The sequence below is a fragment of the Stenotrophomonas sp. BIGb0135 genome (assembly GCF_024810105.1).
GTDB classification, from domain to species: domain Bacteria; phylum Pseudomonadota; class Gammaproteobacteria; order Xanthomonadales; family Xanthomonadaceae; genus Stenotrophomonas; species Stenotrophomonas maltophilia_AB.
Genome location: NZ_JANUDX010000003.1, coordinates 223,388 through 237,954, shown reverse-complemented (window position 1 = coordinate 237,954; position 14,567 = coordinate 223,388). Strand labels below are relative to the sequence as shown.

The 14,567-nt window shown below is 69.2% G+C and carries 19 protein-coding genes; 10 read left to right on the top strand and 9 right to left on the bottom strand.

Going from position 1 to position 14,567, the window contains the following annotated elements; all coding sequences use genetic code 11:
- Nucleotides 1-27: 27 nt before the first annotated feature.
- The 3 genes from M2421_RS08875 to M2421_RS08865 all read right to left on the bottom strand — a co-directional run bounded on the left by M2421_RS08875 (nt 28) and on the right by M2421_RS08865 (nt 3,404).
- A complete protein-coding gene (locus M2421_RS08875; protein ID WP_259206027.1) occupies nt 28-1,605 on the bottom strand; it encodes a phospholipase D family protein in 1,578 nt (525 codons plus the stop codon).
- Between the two features lie 55 nt (nt 1,606-1,660).
- Nucleotides 1,661-2,371: an rRNA pseudouridine synthase gene (locus M2421_RS08870; protein ID WP_259206026.1), complete on the bottom strand. Its 711-nt coding sequence runs from the start codon at nt 2,369-2,371 to the stop codon at nt 1,661-1,663.
- Between the two features lie 535 nt (nt 2,372-2,906).
- Nucleotides 2,907-3,404: a M48 family metallopeptidase gene (locus M2421_RS08865; protein ID WP_259206025.1), complete on the bottom strand. Its 498-nt coding sequence runs from the start codon at nt 3,402-3,404 to the stop codon at nt 2,907-2,909.
- 73 nt (nt 3,405-3,477) lie between these two features.
- Here M2421_RS08865 and M2421_RS08860 point away from each other — a divergent pair, with 73 nt between their 5' ends.
- Both M2421_RS08860 and M2421_RS08855 read left to right on the top strand, forming a co-directional pair.
- Nucleotides 3,478-4,029, top strand: coding sequence for a DUF2058 domain-containing protein (locus M2421_RS08860; protein WP_259206023.1), 552 nt, complete (start codon nt 3,478-3,480; stop codon nt 4,027-4,029).
- A 109-nt stretch (nt 4,030-4,138) separates the two neighbouring features.
- Entirely contained in the window at nt 4,139-4,405 is a 267-nt protein-coding gene (locus tag M2421_RS08855) for a DksA/TraR family C4-type zinc finger protein (RefSeq protein ID WP_259206020.1), read from the top strand.
- A 52-nt stretch (nt 4,406-4,457) separates the two neighbouring features.
- Here M2421_RS08855 and M2421_RS08850 read toward each other — a convergent pair whose 3' ends face one another.
- Both M2421_RS08850 and M2421_RS08845 read right to left on the bottom strand, forming a co-directional pair.
- Complete coding sequence (locus M2421_RS08850; protein ID WP_259206014.1) at nt 4,458-5,039, bottom strand: mechanosensitive ion channel family protein; 582 nt, start codon at nt 5,037-5,039, stop codon at nt 4,458-4,460.
- Nucleotides 5,040-5,123: 84 nt separating this feature from the next.
- A complete protein-coding gene (locus M2421_RS08845) occupies nt 5,124-5,300 on the bottom strand; it encodes a hypothetical protein (RefSeq protein ID WP_259206013.1) in 177 nt (58 codons plus the stop codon).
- A gap of 135 nt (nt 5,301-5,435) precedes the next feature.
- Here M2421_RS08845 and M2421_RS08840 point away from each other — a divergent pair, with 135 nt between their 5' ends.
- Genes M2421_RS08840 through M2421_RS08830 form a run of 3 tightly spaced genes read left to right on the top strand, consistent with a single transcriptional unit; the run spans nt 5,436 to nt 7,447 of the window.
- Entirely contained in the window at nt 5,436-6,020 is a 585-nt protein-coding gene (locus M2421_RS08840) for a sigma-70 family RNA polymerase sigma factor (protein WP_259206012.1), read from the top strand.
- A complete protein-coding gene (locus M2421_RS08835; RefSeq protein WP_259206010.1) occupies nt 6,017-6,550 on the top strand; it encodes a hypothetical protein in 534 nt (177 codons plus the stop codon). The genes M2421_RS08840 and M2421_RS08835 overlap by 4 nt, the downstream gene beginning before the upstream one ends.
- Before the next feature lie 15 nt (nt 6,551-6,565).
- On the top strand, nt 6,566-7,447 hold the full coding sequence (locus M2421_RS08830; RefSeq protein ID WP_259206009.1) for a DUF4097 domain-containing protein: 882 nt from the start codon (nt 6,566-6,568) through the stop codon (nt 7,445-7,447).
- Between the two features lie 48 nt (nt 7,448-7,495).
- On the opposite strand, the gene M2421_RS08825 is transcribed toward M2421_RS08830, so the two are convergent.
- From M2421_RS08825 to M2421_RS08815, 3 genes are all read right to left on the bottom strand, one after another.
- Nucleotides 7,496-7,675, bottom strand: coding sequence for a hypothetical protein (locus M2421_RS08825; RefSeq protein ID WP_259206007.1), 180 nt, complete (start codon nt 7,673-7,675; stop codon nt 7,496-7,498).
- Nucleotides 7,676-7,692: 17 nt separating this feature from the next.
- Nucleotides 7,693-7,986: a YkgJ family cysteine cluster protein gene (locus tag M2421_RS08820; protein WP_310439728.1), complete on the bottom strand. Its 294-nt coding sequence runs from the start codon at nt 7,984-7,986 to the stop codon at nt 7,693-7,695.
- Nucleotides 7,987-8,394: 408 nt separating this feature from the next.
- Nucleotides 8,395-9,750, bottom strand: a complete 1,356-nt coding sequence (locus tag M2421_RS08815) for an Hsp70 family protein (RefSeq protein WP_259206002.1) — start codon at nt 9,748-9,750, stop codon at nt 8,395-8,397.
- 115 nt (nt 9,751-9,865) lie between these two features.
- Here M2421_RS08815 and M2421_RS08810 point away from each other — a divergent pair, with 115 nt between their 5' ends.
- Nucleotides 9,866-10,201 carry a zinc ribbon domain-containing protein YjdM gene (locus M2421_RS08810; protein ID WP_259205999.1) on the top strand — a complete coding sequence of 112 codons (336 nt, stop codon included), beginning with the start codon at nt 9,866-9,868 and terminating at the stop codon, nt 10,199-10,201.
- 7 nt (nt 10,202-10,208) lie between these two features.
- Here M2421_RS08810 and M2421_RS08805 read toward each other — a convergent pair whose 3' ends face one another.
- Complete coding sequence (locus tag M2421_RS08805) at nt 10,209-11,306, bottom strand: tetratricopeptide repeat protein (protein ID WP_259205997.1); 1,098 nt, start codon at nt 11,304-11,306, stop codon at nt 10,209-10,211.
- Between the two features lie 297 nt (nt 11,307-11,603).
- Between M2421_RS08805 and M2421_RS08800 the strand changes: the two genes are divergently transcribed.
- The 4 genes from M2421_RS08800 to M2421_RS08785 all read left to right on the top strand — a co-directional run bounded on the left by M2421_RS08800 (nt 11,604) and on the right by M2421_RS08785 (nt 14,522).
- Entirely contained in the window at nt 11,604-12,203 is a 600-nt protein-coding gene (locus M2421_RS08800; protein WP_259205994.1) for a hypothetical protein, read from the top strand.
- A 38-nt stretch (nt 12,204-12,241) separates the two neighbouring features.
- Nucleotides 12,242-12,424 carry an oxidoreductase-like domain-containing protein gene (locus M2421_RS08795; RefSeq protein ID WP_259205991.1) on the top strand — a complete coding sequence of 61 codons (183 nt, stop codon included), beginning with the start codon at nt 12,242-12,244 and terminating at the stop codon, nt 12,422-12,424.
- A 36-nt stretch (nt 12,425-12,460) separates the two neighbouring features.
- Nucleotides 12,461-13,090, top strand: a complete 630-nt coding sequence (locus M2421_RS08790) for a DUF998 domain-containing protein (RefSeq protein WP_259205988.1) — start codon at nt 12,461-12,463, stop codon at nt 13,088-13,090.
- An 88-nt stretch (nt 13,091-13,178) separates the two neighbouring features.
- The gene (locus M2421_RS08785) at nt 13,179-14,522 is read left to right on the top strand and encodes an AcvB/VirJ family lysyl-phosphatidylglycerol hydrolase (protein ID WP_259205987.1); all 1,344 of its coding nucleotides are present in this window, start codon (nt 13,179-13,181) and stop codon (nt 14,520-14,522) included.
- Nucleotides 14,523-14,567: the final 45 nt, after the last annotated feature.

Genomic DNA, 14,567 nt, shown 5'->3' with positions numbered 1-14,567 from the left:
ATGGCGTGGCACGACGCTACGGTGGGGTTACAACTGCGATTCCAGGGGCAGCCAGCTGATCGCGCGGGCACTGGCGCGCAACCAGAAGGAGGCGTCCGGCTCGCGGTTGAGCAGCACCGGCGGCTGCGCGTCGCGGTCCAGCCAGCGCACCTGGCCCCGGCTGTCCAGGGTGACCCAGTAACTTTGCCCGGGGTCGGCCAGGCGCAGGTACTCGCTGCGCAGTTGCGCGGCCAGCCAGGGGTCGTCGAACAGCACGCCCATCTCGGTGTTGAGATAGGCCGAGCGCGGGTCGAGGTTGAAGGAGCCGACGAAGCCGCGTCGATCATCGATCATGAAGGCTTTGGTGTGCAGGCTTGCGCCGCTGCTGCCGAACAGGCCGCCGCCATCGGTGTGGCCGTGGGCCTTCAGTTCGTACAGGTGCACGCCGCTGCGCAGCAACGGCGCGCGGTAGTGCATGTAGCCGCCATGCACGGCGGCCACGTCGTTGGCGGCCAGGGAGTTGGTCACCACCGCCACCGTGGCGCCGCGCTGGACCATCGCGGCCATGCCGGCGGTGCCTTCCTCGCCGGGCACGAAGTAGGGGGAGATCAGCAATGCCTTGTGCCGGGTGGCCTGCAGTTCGCGCACCAGGCGGGTGACCAGCCAGTCGGCCTGGTCGTCGCGGCGGTGCTTCATCGGCGGGTCGGACGCGATCTCCACGTTGGCCGACCAGTGCAGGTCGACCGTGTCGCGGTAGTACGAACGCGCCGACTCCGATTGCGCGACCCGGCGCAGGTAGGGTTGGGCGGCGTCCAGCCGGGCTTCGTGCGCGGACTCGCGCACCAGCAGGCGCAGCTGTGCCGGGGTGTAGAACGCCAATGCCGAGATCGGCACGGCGGTGTCGCTGTTCCAGTACGCGTCGAAGATGGTGTTGGCCTGGGCCACGGCCGTGCCGGCGACCAGCAGGTCGAGGTCGCGGAAGTTCACGTCCGGGCGGGCGCTGAAGTATTCCTCGCCGATGTTGCGGCCGCCGACGATGGCGACGCGGCCATCGGCGATCCACGCCTTGTTGTGCATGCGATGGTTGACGCTGAAGAAGCGCTGCACCATCTCCACCAGGCGCCACAGGCCGTTGCGGTTGCGGAACGGGTTGTAGAGGCGGATCTCGATGTTGGGATGCTCGTCGAGCGCCATCATCAGGGCATCCTTGTCCTGGGCATTCATGTCATCGAGCAGGATGCGCACGCGTACGCCGCGTTCGGCGGCCTGGTACAGCTCCTGGGCCATGAGGTGGCCGATGAGGTCGTCGTGCCAGATGTAGTACTGAAGGTCCAGGCTGCGCCCGGCATGGCGGGTGATGACGGCGCGGGCGGCGTATGCGTCCAGGCCATCGGCGAGGAAGGCGACGCCGGTCTGGCCGGGGTGTTCGGCCTGCAGGCGAACGAGTTCGCGGTCGATGGCGGTCTGCTCGGCCCCCGGGGCGAGGACGCTGCTGCGTGGGCCGAGGGCACGGGGGGTGAGGTGGTCGGCCAGCAGCAGGCCGCTGAGGGCGAGCAGCACGAGCAGGGTCAGTGCGATTGCCAGCCAGCGCAGGAGCCGGCGCCAGAGCGGTGTGTGGGTGGTCATACGGCGATGCTAAGCGGGTCCGGCCTGCACGGCGAGTGCAGGCGCGCTGGGCGGCTCAGAAGCGCTCGTCGGGGGCGAGATAGCGCCACTGGCCCGGCGCAAGTTTGCCCATGGCGACGCGGCCGATGCGCAGGCGGCGGACGCTGATGACCTCCAGGCCGACCTGGCGGCACATGTCGCGCAGTTGGCCGGGCTGGACCGGTTTGATGGCGAAGCGCAGGCGGGTTTCGTTCTGCCAGCTGACCTTGCACGGTGGCAGGGGCCAGTTGCGGAAGCTGAGGCCGTGGGCGAGGCGCTTCATGCCGTAGGGCGCCAGTTCGCCGCTGACTTCGACGAGGTATTCCTGTTCGAGGGTGGCGCCACGGTCCTTGAGGTGGGAGACGATGCGGCCGTCCTGGCTGACCACGACCAGGCCGCTGTCTTCGTCGGCCAGTGGCATGACCAGTTGGAGGGCGTGGAAATGGCGCTGGAGGAGGGTGACGCCGGTGGCGTCCAGTTCGCTGCGGCTGTCCGGGGTGACGAGGGCGCAGAGTTCGTCGGCGCGCATGCCGGCCGGTTTGTGCAGGAGCATGCTGACCGTTTCGGCGCGGGTGGCTTCGGCGTTTTCGCGCAGGACGATGGTTTCGTCGGTGACGAGCGTCTGCGGTTGTTCGACGACGTTGCCGTCCACGGTGACCCAGCCGCCTTCGATGTAGCGTTGGGCGTCGCCACGGGAGCAGCCGATGAGGCTGGTGAGGCGTTTGTCGAGGCGGATCGGGTCGGTCATCGGGTGGGCTGCGGAAAGCGGGGTGCGGGCGGGGAGTGTACTGGGTGGGGGGAGGTGATGGGCTGAAGGTGGGGGATTGGAGCCAGAGCCTGAGCCTGAGCCAGAGCCACACAGCTACAGCTACAGCTACAGCTACAGCTACAGCTACAGCTACAGCCTTGGGGGCGGTGGGTGGCGGGCTGGCCTGGCGTGGGTGGGTTGGCGGGACACGCTGCAAGTACGTCCATGTAAGCTCTTTTTGCGCCATCCATGGCGCAAAACGGTCCCGCCAACCCACCCACGCCAGGCCCTGACAGTGGGCCGGTGGCCATTGGAAACGCGGGGCGGTGGACCTTGGAAACGACGGGGCGGATGTGCATGGCGCCTGCGTCAGTGGGCGCTGACCCCAGGTGGGTGGGGAAGAGGTGCAGGTCGGATGCGAGGTGTGGGTGCGTGGGTGGGACGCGCGATGAACGCACCCACGCCAGGGCCTGCCAGTGGGCCGGTGGGCCGGTGGCCATTGGAAACGACGGGGCGGATGCGCGGGGCGCCTGCGTCAGTCGGTGCTGCCTTCCAGGTGGGTGAGGTAGAGGCGCAGGTCGAATTCGAGCTGGTGGTAGTCCGCTTCCATGTGGGTGCAGAGCTGGTAGAAGGCCTTGTTGTGGTCCGATTCCTTGAGGTGGGCCAGTTCGTGCACGACGATCATTTTGAGGAAGGGGGCGGGCGCGTCGCGGAAGACGGTGGCGATGCGGATTTCGCGGCTGGCCTTGAGCTTGCTGCCCTGGACCCGCGACACCGTGGTGTGGGTGCCCAGCGCGTGTTTGAGGACCTGCAGCCTGCTGTCGTAGATCACCTTGGACAGCGGGGCCGATTGGCGCAGGTAGCGCTCTTTGAGGCCCTGGGTGTAGTCGTACAGTTGTCGGTCGTTGCGCACGGTGTGGAGGTCGGCGTAGCGGCGCTGCAGCCAGGGGCCGAGGCGGTCGCCCGCGATCAGGTCGCGGACCTGCTGTTGCAGGGCCTCGGGGTAGCCGGCGAGGTACTTCAGGGCTGCCATGGGCGACGGTTGGGGCCGGGCGGGCGGACCAGTATGATGGCCCCCGCAATCCCGCAACAACAGATGCAAGGCAATGGCGAAGGCGAATCCGCTGCAGGAGCAGCTGCTCAAGGCTGGGCTGGTCAAGAAGTCCCAGGTGTCCCAGGCCGCGCGCGAGCAGGTGAAGGCCCGTCACGGCAAGGCCCCGGTGGCGCCCAGCGAAAGCCAGCGCGAGACCGAGCGGCTGCGTGCCGAGAAGGCTGAACGCGACCGTGCGCTGGAAGCCGAGCGCAAGGAAAAGGCGCGCGCGCAGGAACTGCAGGCGCAGGTGCGGCAGATCATCGAGACCAACAAGGTCAAGCGCGAAGGCGAGAGCGAGTATCGCTTCAACGACGGCACGCTGATCCGCACGATGCTGGTGAATGCGGTGCTGCGGCGCCAGTTGGCCTCCGGTGCGCTGGTGATCGCACGCTTCGGCGAGGGGTTCGAGCTGCTGCCGCGCGCGGCAGCGGACAAGGTGCGCGAACGGGATGCCAGCGCGATCGTGCTCGACAACGCGCAGCCCGCTGTGGAGCCGAGCACCGGCAACGCCGAGGATGACGCCTACTACGCGCAGTTCCAGGTGCCCGACGACCTGGTCTGGTAAGCGCCGGCTGAAGCATTCACGCGGCGTGCGCCTTGTTCAGGTGCACGTTGGCCGCGCCTGCGTGGCCGGGTCTATGCTGGGGGTCTGACACCGGCATGGGAGACACATCATGGCGACAGGTTGGGCAGGCGACGGCGCGGTCCAGGACCAGATCGATGCGACCGTGGACGAGGCCATCCAGCGTGCCCGCGCGCACCTCCGGGAGGGCCCCGGATTGACCCATTGCGAACACTGCGATGCCCCGATTCCCGAGGCGCGGCGCAAGGCCGTGCCCGGTGTGCGTTTGTGCGTGCGCTGCCAGGAAGCGGACGACGCCGCACAGCAGGGCGGCGCCGCTTACAACCGGCGTGGCAGCAAGGACAGCCAGCTGCGCTAGGTCGCGATCATCGGCTATTGCGGCCATGCCGGTCGCACCCGGCGACGCGCGCTCAGCCGTCGCCCTGGATCCCGCCCGGGGCCTGCGCCGGATCGCGCCAGCGGCGCACGGTGCGCTGGAAGAACATGTTGTTGGGAATCTGCAGCACGGTGCCTTCGTGGTTGCCGTCGGTTTCCTGCAGGGTGGTGTAGATCAGGTTGACGTCGATCACCCGCCCCTTCAGCCCCGGCTTCTCGCCGTTTTCCAGCAGTTCGATGTAGTCGTGCAGGCGGAACGGGCGCGTGGTGAAGATCAACAAGGTGCAGAAAATGTTGGAAAGCACGCTCCAGGCGGCGAAGAAGGCCACCGCACCCACGGCCGCAAATCCGGTGAATGCCGTCCACAGCACGGTGGCCGAGACCCCGACGATATTGAGCACCACCAGCAGTACGGTGAAATACACCACGAAGCTGAAGACCCGGCGCGCGCCCATGACCATTTCCGGCGGCAGCGTGTAGTGCTCGCCGATGCGGCGGATCAGCCGTCGGGCGATCAGGCGCAGCAACCACGCCGCGAGCAGGGTGAGCACGATCTGCAGGGCCGGCACGCCGTAGTGCAGCCATTCGTGGGTCCAGGTGGGCAGGTGGTCTTTCATGCGAAGCGCGGATCCTTGCAGCGATACTGCGGTAAACGCCTATCTTAATCCGCTGGCTGCCAGGGCTGGTCAATCCGGTCAGGGCTACGGGTGCGCCTCCAGGCGCGCGATCAGGGCCGATACGCAGCGCGGCGCATGTCCGGCGAACCGCACGCAGAGATCCGCCTGCGGCGCAAGGGTGACGCGCAGGGTCAGCGGGCTTCCGGGCAGGGTGCAACTGGTGGCCATGGCCAGCAGCAAGGCAAGGCAACTGGTGGGCATGGTCGGTTCCTTGGCGAACGCCGGCGCGGGGATGTCAGCTTGGATGCGGCCGGCGGCAGCAGGGTTTAAAGGCCTCGCCGAAACGCCCGTGCGGCCTGCTTTAAACCTTTTCGCCGGTGCCTGCATCCAACGGATATGCTCAACGCCACCATGCCCGCTCCCTGCGTCCCGACCGAGGCCGATGCCATCGATGACCATGCCCTGGTCCGCGCGGCGGTCGGCGGTGACACGCTGGCCTACGAGCGCATCTACCGGCGTCATTCGCCGCGCGTGTATGCCGTGTTGTGGCGACTCTGCGGCGGCCAGGCGGCACGCGCCGAGGATGCGTTGCAGGAAGCATTCCTGCAGGCCTGGAAGGCGCTGCCGGGCTTTCGCTTCGACAGCAGCCTGGGCACCTGGCTGCACCGGCTGGGCGTGAATGCGGCGCTGATGGAACTGCGCGCCAACGCCGCCTGGCAGGCCTGCGACGCCGGTGAGGAGGGCTGGGACAGCGTGGCCGCGCTGGCGTCGGTGGAGCGGTGCGCGGGCACCACGCTGGACCTGGAGCGCGCGCTGGACACCCTGCCGCCGCGCGCCCGTGCCGTGCTGGTGCTGCACGACATCGAAGGCTGGAAACACCAGGAAATCGCCACGCAGTTGCAGATGGCCGTGGGCAGCTCGAAGGCTCAGTTGCACCGTGCGCGCGGTTTGTTGCGCGCACGCTTGGGAGAAACCGCATGAACGACTACGACGACACCACACCCCACGATCCGGAGCATGCCGCGCTGCAGGCGCGGCTGCGGGCGCTGCCTGTCGAGCGGGTGCCACCGGCGCGGGTCTGGCAGGCCATTGCCACGCAGTTGCCGCCGATGCCGCGGCCGTCCGCCGAGCTGCAGCGGCCGCGGGCGACGCGCGCACCGCGCCGGCGCTGGCCGCTTCGCGTGGGGCTGGGCCTGGCGGCGGCGCTGGGGGTGCTGATGGTGGTGCCGATGCCGGCGCCACGGACGCCCCCGCCGACGCTGGTCCAGCGCCAGGCCGAGGCGATGGCCGCCGAATACCAGCAGGCGATGGCGGCGCTGCCGCCGACGCAGGTGGGCGGCGACTGGCAGCCGGCGTTGCATGAGCTGGACAGCAGCGCCGACCACATCCGCGCGGCGATCGCCGAGAACCCGCGTTCGCGCGTATTGCTTTCGCAGTTGCAGCGCACCTACGCGCTGCGCCTTGAACTTACCCAGCAGGCGGTGATGGCCGCCGCTGGCCTGCCATCCTGAAAGAGGAGTGACACCATGCACACATCATTGCGTCTGATCGCCGCCCTGGGCCTGCTGCTGCCGTTGGCGGCGCAGGCCGCCACCCGCGTGGACGAACGCGCGCCGCTGGGCGCGGGGGGCCGCGTCGAGTTGAGCAACATCGCCGGCAAGGTCAGCGTGCGCGGCTGGGACCGCAACGAGGTGGCGTTGAGTGGTTCGATGGCCGACGGCCTGACGCTCAAGCAGGACCGCAGTACCAACCGGGTGCGCTGGGAAGTGGTGTATCCGCGCAACGGCAACAACGGCGGGGCGACGCTGGAGCTGCGGGTGCCGCGTGCGGTGGAGGTGCAGCTGGGCACGGTGAGCGCGGATATCGACGTGGCCGAGGTGGACGTGCGGCGGCTGCAGGCCAACGCGGTGAGCGGCGATATCGCCGCGACCGGGCGCAGCGGCGAGACCGCGTTGACCACGGTGAGCGGCAGCATCCGCTCGCAGGTGCAGACGCCGCGCCTGGACCTGCGCGCGGTGAGCGGTTCGGTGCAGGCAACGGGCGGCTCGGGCGAGGTGGCGGCCGAGACCGTGTCGGGCAGCATCAAACTGGACGCAGGGCGGGTGCAGCGGCTGGGCGCTGAAGCGGTCTCGGGCAGCCTGAACGTGGCGGCCGCCGGATTGGCGCCGGGCGGGAAGGTGACGCTGCAGACGGTAAGCGGGTCGATCGGGCTGCAGTTGCCGCGCTCGGTGTCGGCGCAGCTGAGCGTGAAGACCTTCAGTGGCGACATCCAGTCCGATGCCGGCACGGTCGAGCGGCCGCGCTATGGGCCGGGCCGCAGCCTGGAGGCGAAACTGGGTGGGGGCGATGGGGACATCACGATCAACGCGCACTCGGGCAACGTGCGGGTGGGGCTGGGCGCGCGCTGAGTGCGGCCACCGCACCGGCGCGAGGCCGGTGCGGACGGCTGCAGGTCATCAGCCGGCTTTCTTCAGTGCCAGGGTGTTGCCCAGCACTTCGATCTTGCCACCACTCTTGCGGAACGCGGCCAGGTCGGCTGCGATGCTGGCGCTGTTGACGGCCGTGCTGGAACCCTGCTTACGGTCAACGCGAACGGTGTTGCCTGCCTTGGGGGAGGTCTTTGGCGTACGGGCCATGGATGCTCCTGTCATGGTTAAAACGTGGATAAAATCGTCGACAGATCGTGCTGTTGTCGACGGTAGTCCTGCCGCACGAGGCGGCAGTCATCGCCGCCCATGTCAAACTGGCGGCAGATGGCGGGACGCTGCGAATAGATGGTGCAGCGCAGGTGATAGGGGTCGATGGCCGCGCACCAGCCTTCATCGTTGCGGGCCATGACGGTGCGGCCGGCCTCGTCGGTATCGAGGAGGTAGCCGGGGACGCTGTCGCTGGGCATGACGGTGACGGACATCCGGCAACAGACTGCGTCACAACGGCGGCAGTCGATGGGGTCGGGTTCGGTAGCGGCAACTGGGGCTGGTACAACCAGGCGTTCGCCCAATCGAATCTCTCTTGGCGGCTCGGGGGCACTGCGCGCTGGGAACGAGCCGGATCACAGCGTAAAAGCGATCCCAGCGCCCGGGACGAATCCGAAGGCGGCAGCATCGAGAAGGACGGTGGCCTGTACGAGGCCCGGATGACATGCGCATTGCGCACTGAAGCCGAAAGATGATAGCGCTTCCGGCGTAACGTTTTGTTAATACGCTGCCCGGGCCGGGCGGAAGCCCTTGTGCTGCCTGGGTTTCAGCCGGCGGCCAGATCCACTATGTGGGGGCAGGGGCGCGCAAAACAACCCCTCCGCCCCATGCGGCGCCGCACCCGCAGCCTCACCGTGCCGGCCGCCGCCGACGACGCCTCAACCAGCCGCGGCCCACGCCAACCCATGCACGACGCCGAAGGACGGGTTGCCGCGCACCAGCGTCGCCCCCGGGAACGCCGCGGCCACCGCTTCCTGCAGGTAGCCGGCGCGCGACATGCCGCCGGTCAGGAACACCGCGGCCGGATCGTGGCCGATATCGGCGCGGACCTGCTCCAGCAGCGTGGCCAGCTCGCCCAGGTAGTTGCCGGCGGCCGCTTCCAGCCGCGAACGGTCCACCTGCACCGCCATCCCGCGCTCGATGAAATCCAGCGCGCTGTCGTGGTGGGTCTCGCTGCTCAGCCCGATCTTGCAACGTTCCACTTCGCGGTACAGGCGCGCCGTGTTGCCGGTGTCCTGCAGTGCCTGCATCCGCTTGCCCCACGGCGCTTCGGCGTCGCGGTAGTTGTGCTGGCGGAAATCGCGCTGGCGGGTCATGTCCTGCACCATCGCCGCCTCCACGTAGTGGTGGGCGGGAATGCGGCTGACGCCACGGCCGAACAGCGGCATGTACGCGCCCAGGCTCAGGGCCAGGTCGATATCGGTACCGCCGCGCGCGATGCCCCAGGCGCGGTGGATCTTCGGTGCCTGCGTGCCGCCGACGCGCGCATGCGCGATGTCGGTGGTGCCGCCGCCGATGTCCACCACGATCGCCTCGTGCTCCTGCGCGCTTTCGGCGTGGTAATGCATGGCCGCGGCCGCCGGCTCTTCCAGGAAATCCACGTCGTCGAAGCCGGCTGCGATCGCGGCGGTGTGCAGGATCTCCAGCGCCTGGTCGTTGCCGGCCGCGCCGATCGAACTGCGGAACTGCACCGGGCGGCCCAGCGTGGCCGTGCGCACCGGCTGGTCGAGCTGGCGCGAGGCGGTCAGGCGGATGTGCTCGAGGATGTGCGTGGCGATGCCGGTGATGGTCTGGCGCGCGCGCGGGTGCAGGTTGTAGCCGAGCATCGACTTGGGGCTCTGCACCAGGTTGCCTTCGTTCTCTTCGAAGTAGGCTTCCAGCGCGTCGTCGCCGTACACCGCGTTCTGCAGCAGCTTGGTCGAACTGAGCGGCGCACGCATCTGCTCTTCCATCCACTGCCGCCGCACCACGCGCAGCGCCTCGCGGCGCAGCGCATCGGGCGTGCGCTCCTGTCCGGCGGCACGCGCATCGCGGGCGGCTGCGTCGATCAGCCGGGCCAGGTCGTGCTCCAGCGCCGGGGTCAGCTCGAAGTCGTTCGGGTCGCGCATCACCTCGGGGAAGTACACCGTGGTGCGGAACTGCTCGGCCTGGCCAAACTGGATCGGCACCACGCTGCCGTCCACCACGGCGGCGGCGGCGGAGTTGCTGGTGCCAAAGTCGATGCCGATTTTCATGCGGGGCCGGGCGGTGGTCGGGGGGCGCGCACTTTGCGGCAAGCGGGCGGGCGGTGCAAGGGCCGGAGGGGAGGGCGGTTACAATGGGGATTGTTCAGATTCCCAAGGCGTCACCATGTCCACCGCTCCTGCCTGCCCCCAATGCACCCTCGAAAACACCTACGCCGATGGCGCGCTGTGGATCTGCGCCGACTGCGGCCATGAGTGGACCACGGCCGAAGCCAGCGGCGAAGGCCTGGTGGTGCGCGACAGCAACGGCAACGTGCTGGCCAGCGGTGACACCGTCACCGTGATCAAGGACCTGAAGGTGAAGGGCTCCTCGATCCCGCTCAAGCAGGGCACCGTGATCCGCAACATCCGCCTGGTGGAAGACGACGCCGAGCACATCGAAGGCAACTCGGAGAAGATCAAGGGACTGGTGCTGAAGACCTGCTTCCTCAAGAAGGCCTGAGCCCGGCTCAGTTGGCCGCGGCGTCGTGCTGGCGCCAGCGCGCCAGGCTTTCCATCTTGGCCTGGTAGCGGGCCTTGAGCGCCCCGGCATCGTCGCCGGCCAGGTCGCGCGCGCGGGCCATTTCGCGGGAGGCGCGGCGGTTGTCGCCGGCCAGGAAGTACGCGCGGGCCAGCCCGAAATGGAACTGGTGCGCGGTCTCGTACAGGGCCACCGCGCGCCGGTAATACCGGATCGCCGCGGCGTAGTCGTGGCGTTGCTCGGCCGCGTTGCCGAGGCGGAACTGCACGAACGGGTCGTCGCGCTGCACCTGCTGCAGGCGGTTGGCCAGCAACGTGGCCTGGCGGCTGTCGCCCAGCCGCCGGTACAGCGCGGCGGCGTTGGTCAGGCTGGGCGCATTGCGCGGCTTGAGCTGCAGCGCGATGCGATAGTCATGCTCGGCCTGGGCCAGGTTGCCGTTGCGGGCGTCGAGTACGCCCAGGTTGTTCCAGCCCGAAACGAAGGCCGGATCCTGCGCGAGCGCGGCCTGGAAGTAGGCGCGTGCCTGCACCGCGTCGCCGTCGGTCATGTGCATGGCGCCGCGGTTGTTGTAGAAGTGCGCCAGCGCGCGTGCCGGGCTGACCGGCTGCGGGCCGTAGCGGTCGTAGAGCACGTTGCGGTCCAGGTCCACCACCGCGATGCGACCGTTGATGTTCACCCCGGCGTTGACGTGGCCGACGCTGTAGATGACGCCCTGGTCCTGGTACCAGGTCACCACCTGCGCCACTTCCTGCACGCGCGCGTCGATGCCGGCCGCACGCGCCAGGGTCACGAACAGCAGGGTGAAGGACAGGCAGTTGGCACGGTGGTTCTGCCAGGTCTCGGTCAGCGTCTGGGTGGCATAGGGGTCGTAGGTCAACGCCATGCCGTCGTCATCGAAGATCAGGTGCACCAGGCGTTCGATGCGTTGCTCGCGCGCGTAACCGGGCGCGATCACCCGCTGCTGAAGCAGCGCCTGCAGCGGCGGGGGAATGGCCAGTATCTGCGCAGGGCTGGGCGGTGGAGCCGGCGCCGGCGCGATGGCGGCGACCGGCGGTGGGGCCGGTGGTTCGGCGGACGTGGCAGGCATGGCGACGGCCAGCCCCATCGCGATCAGGCCCCGCAGCAACAGCGTTGATCTGCACACGGACATCGCGCCCACCTCGCCGGGGACTGCCCTGCTCGGGCCAGTCTAGGCCGGGGCAGGCGCCGCGGCATACCGTTTGTCGGCCCGTTCGGCCATCCACAGCCGGTGTGGACCAGGGCCGGGCAAACCTGTGGATAAACCGGCAGACCCACGCTGCGGCAAGGTCTGCACCGGGGTGGTCAAAAAACCGCCAGGCGAGGCCCTCTTGCCAGCCGCCGATCCGGTCGCCACTGTGGGCGCATGCGCTTCGAACCGATGACCCTGCCCGCGACGATGCAGGCCGACCTGGAGGCCGCCTACGCGATGCCGCCGCGGGCGTATCACAACTTTTCCCACGTGCAGGCGGTGCTGCGGCACTGCCAGGACGTGGCTGACGGCCCGGGCTGGCGACAGCCGCGCGAGGTGCAGTTGGCCGCGCTGTACCACGATGCGATCTACGACGCCGGCCGCAGCGACAATGAGGCGCGTTCGGCGGCGATGGCACGGCAGGCGATCGAACGCTGGCTGCCGGCGGCCGGGATCGATGTGGCGCGGGTGGTGCAGCTGATCGAGCTGACGGCGCGCCATGGTGCGCTGGCGGCAGCGGACATCGATGCCGAGGCCGCGTTGTTCCTGGATTGCGACATGGCCATCCTGGGCGCGCCGGCGGCGGTATTCGATGCCTACGACCAGGGGATCGCCGAAGAGTACGCCGGACACGTCCCGGGATTCCTGTTCCGCCTCAACCGCCGTCGTTTCCTCAAGCAACTGCTGCTCAAGCCACGCATTTTCCTGAGTGGCTTCTTCCATGAGCGGCTGGATCGGGCCGCGCGCGCCAACCTGCGTCGCCGCATCGGATAATGGCGGCCGGTTTTCCTCCCATCCCGTCCTGCCTGCCCATGTCCCAGCCTGCTGCGCCGCCCACCGATCCCCGCCCGCAACCGCCCGAGGAACCGGGCCCGAACGAGTGCTGCGGCAGCGGGTGCCCGTTGTGCGTGCTGGACCTGTACAGCGATGAGCTGCAGCGCTATCGCGCCGCGCTGGCCGCCTGGATGCTGCGCCACCCCGATGCCGACGCCTGAGCCGGGAGTCCACCGCCGATGACGGATCATCACCCCATGGCAACCGGCCGCGCGCGGGCGCACGGCGCGATCGCACTGGCGGCCCTGTGTGCGTTGGTGCTGTTCACCGCCACCGCGCTGTGGACCCAGTGGGCACGCCAGGACCTGGACTGGGTGCAGGCCACCTTGAGCCTTTACCTGCACGGTCCCTGGGGCCTGGCGCTGCGCAGCGCGTATTGCGTGCTGGCCGTGGCGATCATGCTGCTGGCGTGGTCGCTGCATGCCGCCAGCCGCTCTCCGCGGCGCAGTGCGGCGGCGCCGCTGCTGTTCTGGATGGCGGCCTGCGGATTGATGGGCGTGGCGATCGGCGACAGTTGGTTGCCCACGCACGCGCCGTTGCTGGCGCCGCTGGTGCATGGCCTGGCGGCCAACACCGCCTTTTTGTGCGTGAGCGTGGCGATGCTGCTGCAGAGCTGGTACCTGCGCGCCGACCCGCGTTGGTCGCGGTGGGCGGGCGCGGCGTGGGGGTGGGCGTGGCTGTGTTTCGTGCTGCTGTGGCTGCACGTGTTGTGGCGTGGCCCGCCACGCGGGGCCGGGCAGAAGCTGGTGATCGCCGCGGTGGTGCTGTGGCTGCTGGCCGTGGCACTGCAGGCCTGGCGTCAGTCGCGGCCGCCCGCGCCGCGCTGAGTGGCGCCCGGCGTGCGGCCAGCCTGTGTACATGCCGTTGCCGGGGGACCGGCGTATCGTGGCGGGGACTCTTTCAGGATATGTGACGATGCGGGCAGCCGGGTGGGGGAAGGTGCTGGGTCTGGTGATCGGCGGGTGGGCGTCGGCGGCGTTGGCCGCGGCCCCGCAGCAGGTGAGCCACGGACGCTTCCAGCAGGTGCCGGTGTACGTGCCGGACGGTCGCCCCCAGCGGGTGGTGGTGTGGTTCGACGGCGGCCGCGAAGAGGCGCGCACGGCCGAGCGGATCGATGCGCTGCGCCTGCAGGGCGCGCTGGTGGCCCGGGTCGACGTGGCCAGGCTGCACCAGGTCCTCGCACGCGAAGGCGGCGGAAGCTGCGCGTTCGGCGCGGGCGATGTGGAGAACTTCTCGCGCTGGTTCCAGGCTTACCTGCACGTGCCCGGCTATCACCTGCCGCTGATCGGTGGCGATGGCGAGGGGGCGGAGCTGGCTTACGCGGTGGCCGCCCAGGCCGATACGCAGGTGTTCGCCGGGCTGCTCACCACCGGCTTCTGCCCTGACCACGCGCGCGAGCGCAAGGTCTGCGGGGCCGGTTCCAGCCATGGCCGGCTGCAGCCGGCCGAATTGAATTTCCCCTGGCTGGACGCGGCCGGCGGCAACCATTGCACGGTCGGCAATGCCGCCGCCTTCGTGCGCAAGGTGGCGATGGGCCGCCAGTTCCAGCGCACCGGCGGTGGCGATGAACTGCCCGGCCTGCTGGCAGCCGCCGAGGTGATCGGCGCGCAGAAGGGGGTGAGCCTGGCGCCGCCGCCGGATGCGCTCAAGGGCCTGCCGGTGGTGGAGGTGGATGCCAGCAAGCCCGGCGATACCTTCGCGATCTTCGTGTCCGGCGATGGCGGTTGGGCCGGCCTGGACAAGGAAGTGGCGGCGGCATTGGCCGAAGGCGGCGTGCCGGTGGTTGGCGTGGATTCGTTGCGCTACTTCTGGACCGCACGTACGCCGGAAGGCTTCGCCCGCGACCTGGAACGGATTGCCGCGCACTACAGCCAGCAGTGGCAGCGCAAACGCGTGGTGCTGGTCGGGTTTTCGCAGGGGGCCGATGTGCTGCCGGCCGCCATCAACCAGCTCTCCCCGGCCGTGCGCGACAGCGTGGCGATGATCGGGTTGATGTCGGTGGGCAGGAACGCCGATTACGAATTCCACGTCAGCAACTGGCTGGGTGGCGGCGGTGGTGGGCTGCCGATCGCACCGGAGATCGCCAGGCTGCCGTCCGGCAAGACGCTGTGCCTGTACGGCGAGGACGACGACGACGCGCTGTGCCCGTCGCTGCCGGCGGGCCATGCACAGGTCATCAAGCTGCCCGGCGACCATCACTTCAAGGGCGACTACGACCGCCTGGCGCAGACGCTGCTGGAGCACCTGCCGGCGCGGTAGAGCCGACCGTTGGTCGGCTGATCCGATGCGTGGCGTTACCGCAGC

Excerpts from the sequence above, each read along its gene's own strand:
- M2421_RS08790 (WP_259205988.1), top strand. The coding sequence starts at position 12,461 with ATGGCAACCGGCCGCGCGCGGGCGCACGGCGCGATCGCACTGGCGGCC.
- M2421_RS08805 (WP_259205997.1), bottom strand. The coding sequence starts at position 11,306 with ATGCCTGCCACGTCCGCCGAACCACCGGCCCCACCGCCGGTCGCCGCC.
- M2421_RS08865 (WP_259206025.1), bottom strand. The coding sequence starts at position 3,404 with ATGGCAGCCCTGAAGTACCTCGCCGGCTACCCCGAGGCCCTGCAACAG.
- M2421_RS08810 (WP_259205999.1), top strand. The coding sequence starts at position 9,866 with ATGTCCACCGCTCCTGCCTGCCCCCAATGCACCCTCGAAAACACCTAC.
- M2421_RS08825 (WP_259206007.1), bottom strand. The coding sequence starts at position 7,675 with ATGGCCCGTACGCCAAAGACCTCCCCCAAGGCAGGCAACACCGTTCGC.
- M2421_RS08835 (WP_259206010.1), top strand. The coding sequence starts at position 6,017 with ATGAACGACTACGACGACACCACACCCCACGATCCGGAGCATGCCGCG.
- M2421_RS08785 (WP_259205987.1), top strand. The coding sequence starts at position 13,179 with ATGCGGGCAGCCGGGTGGGGGAAGGTGCTGGGTCTGGTGATCGGCGGG.
- M2421_RS08840 (WP_259206012.1), top strand. The coding sequence starts at position 5,436 with ATGCTCAACGCCACCATGCCCGCTCCCTGCGTCCCGACCGAGGCCGAT.
- M2421_RS08845 (WP_259206013.1), bottom strand. The coding sequence starts at position 5,300 with ATGCCCACCAGTTGCCTTGCCTTGCTGCTGGCCATGGCCACCAGTTGC.
- M2421_RS08860 (WP_259206023.1), top strand. The coding sequence starts at position 3,478 with ATGGCGAAGGCGAATCCGCTGCAGGAGCAGCTGCTCAAGGCTGGGCTG.
- M2421_RS08875 (WP_259206027.1), bottom strand. The coding sequence starts at position 1,605 with ATGACCACCCACACACCGCTCTGGCGCCGGCTCCTGCGCTGGCTGGCA.
- M2421_RS08855 (WP_259206020.1), top strand. The coding sequence starts at position 4,139 with ATGGCGACAGGTTGGGCAGGCGACGGCGCGGTCCAGGACCAGATCGAT.
- M2421_RS08815 (WP_259206002.1), bottom strand. The coding sequence starts at position 9,750 with ATGAAAATCGGCATCGACTTTGGCACCAGCAACTCCGCCGCCGCCGCC.
- M2421_RS08850 (WP_259206014.1), bottom strand. The coding sequence starts at position 5,039 with ATGAAAGACCACCTGCCCACCTGGACCCACGAATGGCTGCACTACGGC.
- M2421_RS08795 (WP_259205991.1), top strand. The coding sequence starts at position 12,242 with ATGTCCCAGCCTGCTGCGCCGCCCACCGATCCCCGCCCGCAACCGCCC.
- M2421_RS08870 (WP_259206026.1), bottom strand. The coding sequence starts at position 2,371 with ATGACCGACCCGATCCGCCTCGACAAACGCCTCACCAGCCTCATCGGC.
- M2421_RS08800 (WP_259205994.1), top strand. The coding sequence starts at position 11,604 with ATGCGCTTCGAACCGATGACCCTGCCCGCGACGATGCAGGCCGACCTG.
- M2421_RS08830 (WP_259206009.1), top strand. The coding sequence starts at position 6,566 with ATGCACACATCATTGCGTCTGATCGCCGCCCTGGGCCTGCTGCTGCCG.